Annotated in this window: 13 protein-coding genes; 5 read left to right on the top strand and 8 right to left on the bottom strand. The window is 50.1% G+C overall.

Annotation, left to right across the window (positions count from 1 at the left end; translation table 11 throughout):
* Nucleotides 1–247 precede the first annotated feature (247 nt).
* Nucleotides 248–763, bottom strand: a complete 516-nt coding sequence (gene nusG / locus AC6I7T_RS33325; RefSeq protein ID WP_497795067.1) for a transcription termination/antitermination protein NusG — start codon at nt 761–763, stop codon at nt 248–250.
* 931 nt (nt 764–1,694) lie between these two features.
* Between nusG and AC6I7T_RS33320 the strand changes: the two genes are divergently transcribed.
* Entirely contained in the window at nt 1,695–2,231 is a 537-nt protein-coding gene (locus AC6I7T_RS33320) for a transposase (RefSeq protein ID WP_497795066.1), read from the top strand.
* A 195-nt stretch (nt 2,232–2,426) separates the two neighbouring features.
* Here AC6I7T_RS33320 and AC6I7T_RS33315 read toward each other — a convergent pair whose 3' ends face one another.
* Both AC6I7T_RS33315 and AC6I7T_RS33310 read right to left on the bottom strand, forming a co-directional pair.
* Complete coding sequence (locus tag AC6I7T_RS33315; protein WP_497795064.1) at nt 2,427–2,564, bottom strand: hypothetical protein; 138 nt, start codon at nt 2,562–2,564, stop codon at nt 2,427–2,429.
* A 105-nt stretch (nt 2,565–2,669) separates the two neighbouring features.
* Nucleotides 2,670–2,879 carry a hypothetical protein gene (locus AC6I7T_RS33310; RefSeq protein ID WP_497795063.1) on the bottom strand — a complete coding sequence of 70 codons (210 nt, stop codon included), beginning with the start codon at nt 2,877–2,879 and terminating at the stop codon, nt 2,670–2,672.
* 696 nt (nt 2,880–3,575) lie between these two features.
* On the opposite strand from AC6I7T_RS33310, the gene AC6I7T_RS33305 reads away from it, so the two are divergent.
* A complete protein-coding gene (locus AC6I7T_RS33305) occupies nt 3,576–5,120 on the top strand; it encodes a hypothetical protein (protein WP_497795061.1) in 1,545 nt (514 codons plus the stop codon).
* A 198-nt stretch (nt 5,121–5,318) separates the two neighbouring features.
* Here the strand turns inward: AC6I7T_RS33305 and AC6I7T_RS33300 are convergent, their stop codons facing one another.
* Nucleotides 5,319–5,879, bottom strand: coding sequence for a hypothetical protein (locus AC6I7T_RS33300; protein WP_497795060.1), 561 nt, complete (start codon nt 5,877–5,879; stop codon nt 5,319–5,321).
* 842 nt (nt 5,880–6,721) lie between these two features.
* On the opposite strand from AC6I7T_RS33300, the gene AC6I7T_RS33295 reads away from it, so the two are divergent.
* The gene (locus tag AC6I7T_RS33295; RefSeq protein ID WP_497795059.1) at nt 6,722–6,988 is read left to right on the top strand and encodes a type II toxin-antitoxin system ParD family antitoxin; all 267 of its coding nucleotides are present in this window, start codon (nt 6,722–6,724) and stop codon (nt 6,986–6,988) included.
* 3 nt (nt 6,989–6,991) lie between these two features.
* On the top strand, nt 6,992–7,294 hold the full coding sequence (locus tag AC6I7T_RS33290; RefSeq protein WP_497795058.1) for a type II toxin-antitoxin system RelE/ParE family toxin: 303 nt from the start codon (nt 6,992–6,994) through the stop codon (nt 7,292–7,294).
* A 112-nt stretch (nt 7,295–7,406) separates the two neighbouring features.
* Here AC6I7T_RS33290 and AC6I7T_RS33285 read toward each other — a convergent pair whose 3' ends face one another.
* Both AC6I7T_RS33285 and AC6I7T_RS33280 read right to left on the bottom strand, forming a co-directional pair.
* Entirely contained in the window at nt 7,407–7,853 is a 447-nt protein-coding gene (locus AC6I7T_RS33285; protein ID WP_497795057.1) for a TA system VapC family ribonuclease toxin, read from the bottom strand.
* 509 nt (nt 7,854–8,362) lie between these two features.
* Nucleotides 8,363–9,217, bottom strand: a complete 855-nt coding sequence (locus AC6I7T_RS33280) for a helix-turn-helix transcriptional regulator (RefSeq protein ID WP_497795056.1) — start codon at nt 9,215–9,217, stop codon at nt 8,363–8,365.
* A 96-nt stretch (nt 9,218–9,313) separates the two neighbouring features.
* Here AC6I7T_RS33280 and AC6I7T_RS33275 point away from each other — a divergent pair, with 96 nt between their 5' ends.
* Complete coding sequence (locus tag AC6I7T_RS33275; RefSeq protein WP_497795055.1) at nt 9,314–10,108, top strand: SDR family NAD(P)-dependent oxidoreductase; 795 nt, start codon at nt 9,314–9,316, stop codon at nt 10,106–10,108.
* 59 nt (nt 10,109–10,167) lie between these two features.
* Here the strand turns inward: AC6I7T_RS33275 and AC6I7T_RS33270 are convergent, their stop codons facing one another.
* A complete protein-coding gene (locus AC6I7T_RS33270; protein WP_497795054.1) occupies nt 10,168–12,537 on the bottom strand; it encodes a protein kinase domain-containing protein in 2,370 nt (789 codons plus the stop codon).
* 28 nt (nt 12,538–12,565) lie between these two features.
* Nucleotides 12,566–13,162: an ECF-type sigma factor gene (locus AC6I7T_RS33265; RefSeq protein ID WP_497795053.1), complete on the bottom strand. Its 597-nt coding sequence runs from the start codon at nt 13,160–13,162 to the stop codon at nt 12,566–12,568.
* Nucleotides 13,163–13,198 lie beyond the last annotated feature (36 nt).

The following is a 13,198-nucleotide window of genomic DNA, read 5'->3' as shown; positions in this document are numbered from 1 at the left end:
GCGGGGCCAGGACTGAATGCTGCGGATGCTTATGAATTGCGCATGATACTCAAGAAGAAATCAACATCTTCATTCTAGTAAGGGGGGAGTAACATGTTTAGCCTGAGAAAGCGCCGTCGCACAGGAATAAGTCCCTAGAGCAAAGCCAGCGTAGGCGCATCCCGAGCCACAAATGCCTACGCGAGTTTCCGTTAAGGAATCTGCACATCGCTGAATCCGGGCAGAATACAGTAACACCGGTTTTGCTCTAGCTTGCCGTTTTCAGTGCTGCTACTTCCGACGCTGCTATATCGATAGAAATAGATTTCATAATAAGATCAACGGAAATCACAAGGCGGTCGCTATTCTTTAGCCGCACTACCATTCCACTTACGCCCTCCAGCGGTCCGTTAGCAACCTGGACCCGCTGGCCGATGGATAGATAGGGCTCTGGAGCAATTTCCCTGCCCGAGGCCGCAATGCGTTGAAGCGAACTTATCTCGTCGTCGGGTACAGGAAATGGACGGCCTCCGAAGGCAATAATCCGGACTACGCCTGGAGTGCTAAGGATGGTTCCGAAGAACGATCTTTTTGTGCGGCAAAATATGTATCCGGGAAATAAGGGCCTATTGTCTATTTTCGTTCTGTCAGACCACTGGCGACGAAACCGGGCCATCGGGAGAAAATGCTCTTGTTGCTTGAGGTTGAGGTAGAGTGCCACCTTCTGTTCGTGTTGTGGCGAGACCTGAAGAGCAAACCAATGCGGGGAATCCGTTGGCAGCACCGTTGCACTCCCTATCTAAAAGGATTTGGTAAGTATCGATAGAAAGCAGATAAAAGCACCTTTAACAATGACTGCCAGAGAAAGGACAGGCTATCGCCTACCCGAGGCCCATTGTGGAAATCGCCTCAGGAAAATTATTTGAATTGTTACAACCCTAGTCGGCGAGCTATTCCGTGGACTCTCCGGATTTATTTACAGCTGCTAACACTGACTATCTTGAGCTGACTGCTGCGCCGACAATAAAGCTAACTGGCACGACTCTACCCTTGAAAACAGATGCAAGTGCTTCCACATTTAGTCACATCTCTATCGATTAAAACAGCTGCGTCTGAGGAAGTAGATACCACAAGAGGGAAGTGCCCCATTTTCGCTTCCGGCATAAACAGAGCAACAGCAGCCAGAAGTGGCTTCTCTGTTAAGCCTGGATCCAGTAAGTCTGCTGTTGACTTGCTGGGGGCGAAAGAAAAGCCACTCTGCGCTAGTGCAGAGTGTGAATACTAGAAGTGAAAATGCTCTACCAGAATCCCCTAGGTTACAAATTTTTATACGGTCCGCTAATATTTAGATGCTTCGAGTTAGTTCTCCACTACTCCTGCCAAGTAACTATGCCATTGCTCGGGATGTTCGTCAACTTTCCTGGAATGTTTCCCTCCAGATCACTCTTTCCCGAACGTTTGTCTCGTACTCCTAGTGTAGTCCGTCAGAATACAATCATTTATAGGGCGCTGAACATCTCATGTACAGTTGAGGTGACGGGTATGCGAGTAGCTCCAGCAGTTCGATTGAGTTCCGAAGCACGAGGTGAACTGCAGAAGTTACTGCGGTGGCGAACTACTCCGTTACGCGTGGTCGAACGTTGTCGCATCGTTTTGTTAGCTGCTGAGGGGCTGGAGAACAGCAAATTGCCGCACAATTGCATGTTGCTCCGCGTATGGCTGCACTTTGGCGCGGTCGCTTTCTTGCCCTTGGCGTCGAGGGGTTGATGCGTGATGCGCAGCGCTCCGGGCGCAAGCCCACCATCAATGCCCAAACCATTGTGCTGCAGTCATTGCCAAAACCACCCAGGGCAAGCCGGAGGTGTCCACGCACTGGTCACGTAGCAGCATGGCCCGTGCCGTTTGGTATTTCTGAGTCCAGCGCCGGTCGCAGCTGGCGTCAACACGGGCTCAAGCCACATCGCATTGAGAGCTTCACAGTCAGCAATGATCCTAACTTCGCCGATAAGCTGGAAGATATCGTCGGTCTCTATCTCTGTCCACCTGAGCATGCACTTGTCTTGTCACTCGACGAGAAAAGTCAGATACAGGCTCTGGACCGTACACAACCCGGCTTACCGATGAAGAAGGGCCGAGCTCAGACCCTGACTCACGATTACAAGCGCCATAGTAGCACCACTACACTATTTGCTGCACTCAATACAGTCACCGGCGAGGTTTATGGCTTATGTCCGCAGCGACATCGCCACTAGGAGTGGTTGAAATTTCTGCGCCTGATTGACCAGATCATACCTGTCCAAAAGCAAGTCCACATCATTTGCGACAACTATGCGACTCACAAGCACCCGACAATCCAACATTGGCAGGCTTAGCGCAAACGCTTTCATGTGCACTTCACCCCTACTTCTGCCTCCTGGCTGAATATTATCCAACGCTTCTTCCGCGATCTAACTGTCAATCGCATCCGCCGTGGCGTCTTCCTCGATCTGGAGCAACTCATTATGGCCATTGGCAATTACATCGACCATCACAATCAAGACCCTGAACCCTTCATCTGGACTGCCAAAGCCAAGGACATCCTTCAAAAGGTCTCCCGCGCCCGTGCCTCCCTACTTAAATGATGAGATTAACGACGGACTACACTAGATCGGATTATTCGCGTAGTACTTAACGATAATGCGAAGAGCCTACTAGCTTTTTCCGCGTCCTGGATCGCCGGTGAGTTTTGCCGCGATCTGCTCTAAAAATGCGATGCAGACGGGTGGAAGGTTCAATCTGAGCGAGCGATAATCTGCAATTTCAAAGTCTTGGCAGTTACCTATCTGAGCCTTGTAAAAAGAAGAGATACGTCCCATGTCTTTACGAATCGCGCTTTCGATATGAATTTTTTCGTCACTCAATTGACAATGCTAAAGAGGTTATTGCATATTCCCTAATGTTCCTGCCTCTAGTATTTTCTGGTTGTCACTGGGTTCTAGGTGTTTTGTCTTGATTGCTTCGCTAGAACGTCTTAACTTCTTAGCTGAAAAGTCGCATATCTTCATAATATGCAGTCCATCTCCGGTGTTGTCGTACTTGTGGTTCTGTAGCACATGTATGTCATCTGTCAGTTACTGACCCCAACAAGTTACCCTTAACCCACCCTAGTCGAGGATGAATACCGAATGACTGCCATCAGCCTTTTTCGAAGATTACTCTACGTTTGGATTGCGGTGATTACACTTTCCGGAACTTCCTATCTCTGTGCGCACTCAAACTGATTTTGATGGAAACCGCCGAGTCGCTCGTTGACCTCGTCGATCATTCACTACGAGGCTTCGGTTACATCACCAGGCTGTGTCGGTTAGTTGCGTACAGTGTGAAAGGTCAGGAGCCTATCACGCCGATTCGTGTGCAGGCGGTCCGGCAGATCGGGGATAACTATTTCCGAGCCCAGGCGTTGAGTGCGCTGGCAATAAGATGTAGCGAACACACAAAGATTAGTTACCTATCATTCCTGCCGTATTCGACAGCAGAACCGCCACAATTCCGGGACGTTGTATTCGGTGGTAGATGTTTTACGGGGCCGCGCATCGCACACGCGGAGAAAAGAGACGATGATGACGACAACGAAATGGTATGTGCAGATTGGCGAAATCAGAGCCCGGGATGAGCGGGACGTTCACCCGAACATCGATCGCCCGGCTTGTGGAGTACATGGACTGATGGCGTGCCGAATTGCATTCCTGCTTTTCTTCGTAATCTCCGGACATGCTGCATGGGCTGGCAATTGGTACGTCAACAAAGCCGCCACAGGCGCCGGCAACGGGACCAACTGGACGAACGCCTGGAAGGATTTCAACAACATCTCCTTCAGCTCAGTCGCCTGCGGCGACACGATCTGGGTAGCGGGCGGAACCTACAAGGGCAGCCTGGTCTTTAACAAGACATGCACGGCAGGGAATCCCTTGACCATCCGCAGGGTTCTGTCCAGTGACAGTGTTCCGGTTTCGGCGCCGGGGTGGAACTCAGCCTATGACTCACAGGTGGTAAACAACGCAGGATCGATCACCTTCAGGGGGGCTTATCTCACGCTCGATGGCAGGATTGGTGATACGGGACTGCGCAATAGTGGGGTTCCTATCCCCTACGGGATGAAGTGGAACTATACTTCATCGACGGGCCTCACCGCGATTACCACCACCGGCAGTCCTACCGGGATAACGATGACGTACATCGAGTTCAACGGCCCGCCGTGTGCGAGGACCTTCAAGTCCGGAACGAGCGATACTCCTCAGGGAACGTGCACCGGATCGACCTGGGGATACTCTCCGAATCCGAGCGGCACGGACACCGGCACAACGATGGATCACGTTTACATCCACAGTTTCTCGGAGATCATTCGGCCTGCCCAGACCATCGGAATGACGATTCGCTACAGCTACATCGGAGAGGATGTCTACATGACATCCGCTGACCACGAAGACCTGATTTACGCCTGGGGCGACATGCACAACTTCACGGCGTACAACAACGTCTGGTACAGCTCCGGCAACGATGGCATCTTCATCGACTTCGACACCAATTCGAGCAATTTCGTTTTCTATAACAACCTGTTTGTCGGTTGGGGCGCCTGGGCAATCTCGTTTGGCAAGAGCGGAACGTGCGGACCATTCTTCATGTTCAACAACAGCTTTATCAACGATTCGCTGGGATCCGATGGAGCCGGCAACGAATGGCCATGGGGAACGATCGACTCGGGTGGGTGCGCCATCTCGTCGAGCAGCCTGTTCCAGAACAACATCCTCTACAACGCCACCCAGGGATTCACGGACTCCGAAGCGACCTACAACGCCGGCACGGTGAGCAACGGATACAGCTTCAGCTGCGGAACGGGATGCTTTCAGTACACGCAAGCGACACCGATCCAGTCCTATACAGGATTCAACAATATGTCGCCTCGGACCGGCACGAACCCTGCATTGATCGATCTTACGCAGCTCGATCTCCATCTGAGCGCAAGCGGCCAAACGACATTCGGCGGCAAAGGGATGAACCTTACTTCGCTGTGCTTGACCTACACGGCGCTCTGCTTGGATTTCGACGGCAATCCGCGGCCAACCTCGGGGCCATGGGATCTGGGCGCATTCCAGCAGCACTAAGCTTAGCCGCGCCCCCTCCAAGATAAGCGGAGCGTCCCGGATGGTACCGGGTCCGGGTACGTAACTCCGGCAACTGGATCGTGAACTGGACCACAAAATTCGACCTCTCCACGATCCCCGATGCTGTGCTGGCCCGCGAGTGGACCATGCGCATTTCGGCAAGGAGGGATCCCGCAAACGTTGGCCGAAAGAAGATCCTCAGACCTTGTCCTCGATGTGGCGTGCCGCTTCGGTATCCGCGAGTTGCTCGCATCTGCCTGAGTGCCGGCGAGCGCTCAAATCAACCCCATGTCGGACGAAAACGCGATAGAACCGGGATCTTTTGTTTAATGCGTTGAGCGCATCGCCGTATCGAGCATGAAGTGCTTCATGATACAGGCTGGCTGCAAGCGTAGCTGGTGACCGCAGACGTGCTGTATTTAGGCATATCTCACCCGTGTCCTCCTTCGTGATACCAAAGGCCTTGCGCTTAGTCCCGAATCGCCCCTCATCAAATTTAGCGGACGCCCATTGTTCCGCGTTATAGAAGTGAATCGGAACACCTGATTCCCTCAGATACTTGACCGACTGAGGCTGGTACCGAGAGAGCAGGATCAGAGCTGATTCAACCGGCGGCTCGTACCTGCGATTTGGAACCCAAGTCAAGGTGGATGATTTTCTACCAGAAGAATCTTCGAGGACTCCATCAAGGTAGTAGTTCGCGACGAATGCCATTATGACAAAGACGACGAGGGCGGTAGTTCGGAAAAACTCTTTCAATTGCTGATCTTCTTGCGAATTATATGGAGTGGAATGAGAACCCGAAAAAAATCCATAGTGAGCGCGTTTATACTACCTTGATCGTGCGCTTAACTAATCCTGCCTCAAGATGAAATTGCCCATTACTTGCGCGGGTCTGAGCATAACAATGAACCCATGGAGCGGGGTGAACAGCTTGATTTAATTAATGCCTTTTGGAAGGGAAAAGCGTTTATTTGCCCTATGTTACGGTTGAAGGATGGGGAAGTAGTCTTTGCGCGCCATTAGAGATATGCAGCGCATCTCAGCGTGCATTTTTAATACTGAACTCAGAAGGCCAGTAGGCATGATAGCCGTGTACTTTCTCTTAAATCGTGCAAACTCTGTGAGTTCAACAATCTGATCAGGTGATAGCCCTTCTGCAGCTCTGATTAGCTCACTTATCTCTGATCCTGGCGCACCCTCCGTCTGCGATCATCCGTCGTACCTCGCTGGCACTTCTGGCTATGTCGATCCGATCTAGACAATGAGATGATAACAAGTGGCCCACCCTGAAGGGCTATTAATTGACGGATAAGAGAGCTAATCGGATCAGTTCTGATTGTTCGATGAGGAAGCTGTCCATTGCCGAGGAAGCATTATTACTTAATGGCATGACGCAAATTTACTTAAACGTACGATGGTCCTTCTGAAGATATCTACGCAACACTTCAAAAACTGCCTTTATGTCCGATAATAAATCTTCTGTTAACTAAACAGGAGAATTTAGCCCTATGAGGGATTCCCTGGCGGAACCAAACCACGGGCTAACTTCATTGCCAATTTTTGCCAATTCGACGTAGACTATTGAAGCGAGGTCACACATGCCCACTCGAAATATTAATCTCACCACTGAGATGGACAACTTTGTGGATTCCAAGATCCAGAGTGGAGCCTATGCCAATGCCAGCGAAGTAATTCGAGCTGGTTTGCGTGCTCTGGAACGGGACGAAAAAGAAGATCAAGCCAAACTGGAAGCGCTGCGGGTAGGACTCCTCGCAGGCGAAGAAAGCGGAATAGCTGAGGGTGATGTCTTTGGCGAGATTCGAGCGAGAATCCAAAGGCGAGCTCTGGCCATAGAAAGAGCCTAGTCCTTGCCTGCATATCACCTCTCGAAACTAGCCCGAATCGACCTTATCGAAATAGCTGAATATACTCTCGAGACCTGGGGCTTGGAGCAGACCAACCGATACCTGGACAGACTGGAGAAGCTCATTACAAAGCTTTCCCGAAACCCGGAATTAGGTAGAACATGCAATCGCATCCGTCATGGATACCGGCGGATGGAATTTGAAAAGCATGTTGTTTTCTACCAATTAAGAGCTGATGGCATTTTCATTAGCCGTATTCTTCATGCACGGATGCTGCCTACTCGTCAGGTCTTTGAAGATGAATAACATATTCAAAATCAATGCAATAAAAGCACAAAGCGATCCAATACATTGAATGTGATACGTTAACTATTGAATGGCTTTCCTCTCTGCCGCGCCATTTTGCTCGTGTTGGCGCTTACTGTCGCCCCTGTTCCAGCACTAGTAAATTCCCTGCATAATACTTCCCCGCCAGATCGTTAATTGCAGGATCCAAGGTAACGAGAATTCCTTCGTTTTTGATTGCCAAACCAAGCAAATAGGCATCGGCAATCTGCTTGTGCCCGTAGATTTTGGATTTGATAGGCGATGTCACTTCTCCGTAGGAGGCATCAATCGGCCAAAAGTGATGTCCTTGAAGTTCAAGATTCTTCTCGAGGACCCTATGTGCCTCACCAGGAGTTATGAGGCTTCCTGAGATTTTTGGATTCGAAAGCACACGAATGAAGCCATTTTGCGTAATTGGACACGTTGCCCAAGATTTAGCTCCTTTTGCGAGAAACCATGTCCCTACAAGCTTATGAGCTTCGTGCCTAGGCCAAAGCCATGCAATTAAGACATCGACATCAAATAAATAGGTCTTCATATTTCTTCCACTTCAATGTCACGAATGTATTTTGTTGTCACAAGTGGCAAGTCAGATGGCACGTCAAACACAGTGACGCCATTAATCTGTACAGTAGCAACTGTCTCCCCTACTCCGCGCCTAATCAGCTCACTAACAGCCTTGTTGAGGGACATGCCATTACTTTTCGCGAATTGGCTTGCAATTTGATAGGACTCGTCATCCAACCTTAGCGATGTTCTCATGGATTAGATGATGCCATATATTTATATTGATGTCACCGCTTTTAGCACGCCAGCAAAACATCAAGGATGAAGCATAGCCACGTATTGCTGTCCGCAATAAAAATAGACACCCAGGAGTCAATTTAGCATCATTGCAGGCGATTCATTATACCCAGGACAAATACTTGCCGTCTTCACGATTTCAGTTCCGCAGAGATGGCAATCGCCGGGTTGGTGCTCCTAATCTAAATATGGCAGCCGACCTCCCGCCTGGGGTGGTTCAAACGGGAGAAAACGCCACATCACTCACATTTCGACGAGAAGACGTAGACGCTCTTCGGTTTCGGTATTAGAACTCGGGAGATACAGAACAATCTTCAGTTCAGAAGCTTGCTGCACATCGAGATGCAACGGCTCTAAGGTGAGGAGCCCGGCTTTGGGATGGAGTATTTCCTTACGATAGCTTAGTGGCGCAGCGATCTCATGATTGGGCCACCATGATGCGAAATTCCGACTCTCTGTCATGAGAGCATGAATCAACTTCGACCAGAGTGGATCTCCTGCATGAGTACTTGAGTCGACACGAAAGTTGCCCAAGACACAATGTGCATAGCGAGTCCAATCCACAAAAAGACTACTGAAATATGAGCTACGCTTGAATGTCAGCCAAACGATATTGCGTTCAGCTTCAGGAATTGCACCAAAGTCTCCAAAGACGCGAGAAGCAGCATCGTTCCATGCAAGAATATCCCACCGTGTATTGAGAAGATAAGCAGGATTGGGAGTCATCCCATCAAGAGCCTGTTGAACGAGTGCCAGTATCTTCACTTCAGTCCCGGCGTGAATCGGAGGCGCCGGGAAGCCTGCCAACAAAAAGAGATGTTCTCTTTCACGTCCATCCAGACGAAATGCGGATACCAGACGTTCCAGGGTTTCGGTGGACACCGACACAGCACGTCCCTGCTCTAGCCACGTGTACCAAGTTGTGCTGATATCCGCGAGTTCAGCAACCTCCTCGCGGCGAAGCCCAACAACGCGCCGTCGTCTGCCTGCAGGTAGCCCCACATGTGAAGGAGACAGCCGTGCTCTGCGAGTGCGCAGGAAATCCGCCAGTTCCCTTCTCTTCTCTGCAGTGTGGGGATAGGCCAGCATTTCAGACATAGTGGTACTCCTGATACCAGGATAACGGATTACTTGTACTACTTTCTCAGCACATTCAAACTACATCCTAAGAAGAGGAGAACGAGGTCAATTCAAATGGATCTTCAACTCAATGGAAAGCGCGCACTGGTAACAGGAGGAACAGCAGGAATCGGTCAAGCAGTTGCACAGGCCCTAGTCAAAGAGGGTGCAAGTGTTGTTATTACAGGACGGGAACAGAAGAAGCTTGACCATACACTAAATGAAATCTCAAAACAGGTTGGAAGAACAGAGATCACCGGAATTGTTGCAGATGTGGGAACACAATCTGGGGCCGATCTTCTGCTCCATCAGATTCCTGAAGTAGATATTCTCGTCAATAATCTGGGAATCTATGAATCGAAATCGTTCTCAGAGATAACTGATGATGACTGGTTACACTTCTTCGAAGTCAACGTCCTCAGTGGAGTCCGCACCGCCCGAGTCTATCTGCCTAAGATGCTTGCGAAAAACTGGGGCCGCATCATTTTCATTTCCAGCGAATCGGCGCTGAACGTACCTACAGACATGATTCATTACGCTACGACAAAAACGGCACAACTAACCATCGCACGTGGCCTTGCAGAGACAACTCGCAGCACCGGGGTAACAGTGAATACCGTCATGCCTGGACCAACGCGCTCCGCAGGGATCGTCGATTTCATGAAATCTGTTTCAAGTGTCCCGAATGCCTCAGAAACGGAAATCGAAAAAGAGTTCTTTGAAAAGCACCGCTCTGCGTCACTGATCCAGCGGTTAATCGACCCGACGGAAATCGCGTCTCTCGTCGCCTATCTAGCCAGCCCCCTCTCTGCCGCCACGAATGGCGCAGCATTACGTGCAGAAGGCGGATTGTTAAGATCCATTGCCTAACACATCTGTAGATGGATAGGCCCTATACTCTACAGCCTATCCATTCTCAGTAATTGTGGCTAATGGCGCGTATTATGGAGAACTCGTCTCAGATCCTGGTTAGCCAACTCCAAATCTGATTGAAATTGATGATTATCGGGATCGGACTTTAACAGCTTCTTCGCTTCATTCACAGCGCTGCTCAAGTGGATCGCAGCATTCGCAAAATCCTTCTTTTCTTCGTAGATTTCTCCCATCTCAATATGACTGGCCACCACTTCCCGGCGCATTACCGTATTGTCCGGATTTGTCTTCAGGAATGCTGTTCGAATATCCAGAGAATTCTGGTCTTCGCGTAAAGCACCGTCCAGATCACCCTGCGCTTCTTTTACCCGACCAATTTTCATGTGAGCTACAGAAAGAATTTTCTCTGGAATAAGCATGTGTGGGCGCTGTGCCTCAAGACGGGAAGCATAGTCCAACTCGTGCAAAAAATACTCTTCTGCCTCCTTCAGATCTTTCGCTTCATAGGCTAAATCTCCTAAATCGTCGGAACTTGACGACAGTTGATAAAGAACATCTGCATCTTCGGGATGCAAACGTTCGGCACGATTCAAGATGGCACGTGCAGCTTCGTATTCTCGTTTTGAGTTTTGATCGCCTGCAGCCCACATGAGATCTGCAATTCTTTCATGTATCCGCGAAAGAGCTAGATCGACGGTGTAGTCGTTCGGAAGCAGCTTACTAAGTTTTTCACGAATCTGAAGAGATTTATCAAAGCTGGATCTGGCTCCGGCAGGATCACCAAGATTAGGGCCCCGCACATTTCCCTGAAGATCGCCTAGTTTTTCGTAGGCACTCCCAATATCCCGGAGAATCTCCGGATCTCCTCCAGAATCATGCTCCAGTGCTGGTAAGTACCGAAGCCCTAGATCTACAAGATGCTTCTGAACCGGAGTTGACCCTGGTAGTGTGCTGATTTGATTATTGACGTCGAAGATGAGAGATTCTGTCAGCTTATGAACCTCACGCAAATGCTCTTCCGCCCGAGTGCGCTGCACATTTGCCCGAATCATAGCTTTAACGGTCAGGGTAGTTCCAATTGCCACCGAAAGGACTAAGCCTGCAGCAACCGCTGCAATATCCCAACGTCTACGAAGATATTTCCCTGCCTTATAAAAGATAGTATCTGGCCGGGCACTAACGGGCAGTCCCTTCAAATAGCACTCGATATCTGCTTCAAGATGCTCGACGGAAGAATAACGCCGATCAGGTTCTTTTCGAAGGGCCTTGGCCGTAATTGTATCGAGATCGCCTCTCAAGCGCTTATACCAGGAGGCGGGTAGAATCCCCTGCTCATCCTTACGTCCCTGCGTCCCTACGACAGCCATGCTTGCAGGTATTGGATCCTGTTCACAGATCGCTTTAGCTATCTGTTCGATTCCTCGTCCATCGACGCGATAAGGCTGCCTGAGTGTCAGCAGCTCATAGAGCAATACTCCCAGCGAATACACATCCGTTGCCGTCGTAATCGCAGCGCCTCGAATCTGCTCAGGGCTGGCATATTCGGGAGTGAGAGCCGCGATGGTCGTTGTAGCTCCAGCAAGCTGGTCCTCACTCAGGACCTTTGCAATTCCGAAATCGAGGAGCTTAGGTATTCCAGCAGAAGACACCAGTACATTGCTCGGCTTAATATCACGGTGAACAATCAGCCGCTGATGCGCATATTGAACGGCGGAGCACAGGTCGCAAAAGAGCTTTAGTCGTGCTTCCAGTCCCAGATTGTGATGATTACAATAGCCGAGAAGCGGCTCTCCCTCGACATATTCCATGACTAAATAAGGTCTACCCTCGTCTGTAGCACCTCCATCTAGAAGCTTCACGATATTAGGGTGATCGAGGTTTGCAAGCATCTGTCGTTCTGACAAAAAGCGCTGAACGATCTTGGTTCCGACTTCCTGACGAGAAAGGACCTTAATGGCAACCTGCTGCTGAAAATCGTCAACCCTCACGCCAAGATAGACGATTCCCATGCCTCCACGCCCTATTTCGCGGACTAAGCGATAAGGTCCAATTTGCTTAGGAACGGAGATATCCCCCGAATCAGGAGGAGAACAGGGACCGTCAAGAGATCTACCATTTCCAGCTTGTGCATGCTGGAGATATCCGATTCTGTCCTGCGTTGGAAGCTTGGAATAGATGTCGATGCCGACCTGTAGGCCCTTCCCTCGATCACCTTCTTCATCACCCGACGCAAAGGGCAAAGAAAGATCATCCGAATCAGCGGCAAGCAATTTGAGCACCCACTGCAAAACCTCTGGCTTTTCACTGCAACGGGTTTGTATCCACTGCTCCCTCTGGTCAGCGGGAACTTCAAGCGCCTCAGCTACAATTTCCTTAATCAGTTGCCATTTATCGGGGGTCAATTCCCCTGTATCAGGACTCGTCATCGCAGAACGAACAATCTTCCTCTACGGCTCAGGTTTGGCTATCATGCAATCCCGAGCCGGAGGACTGCGCTATCCGTGTCGCAAGACATTGTCGTAGGAAAAGGCGCCCCGTCCGAAATTCGCGTTTTACAGTACGAGCAGATACAGCGAAATACGCAGCTATCTCCCCAACTTCGAGTCCGCCAAAATAATGCATTTCGATCATCTGGGCCTGTCGATCGTCTAGTCGTCCAAGACGCTCGAGTGCCTCATGAACTGCCAGAATCTCCTCTGGCTTCCCAGCCTTCAACTCGATGTTGTCGTTCAGTTCAATCAGGATGGTGCCTCCACCGCGCTTCTCAGCGTTCTTCCGTCGCGCATAATCGACCAAAACCTGACGCATCACCTTTGACGCTAGTCCGAAGAACTGTCGCCTTTCTTTAAAAGTCAAACCTGAACTTTGGAAGATACGCAGATACGCTTCGTGAACAATTGCCGTTGGACGCAAGGTATGATTGGGGCGCTCGCTTCTCAGAGCCGATATGGCGAGAGACCGCAAGTCAGAGTAGATCAGTGGAAACAGTTTTTCTGCAGCCGCGCTGTTTCCATCGCTTGCGGCCCGCAGCAGCTCAGTAACATCACCCATAGCGTACTATTTGAACATCGACGGGGAAAACTGATT

Source organism: Humiphilus diazotrophicus, from assembly GCF_059726315.1.
This window is presented reverse-complemented; position numbering and strand designations above follow the sequence as displayed.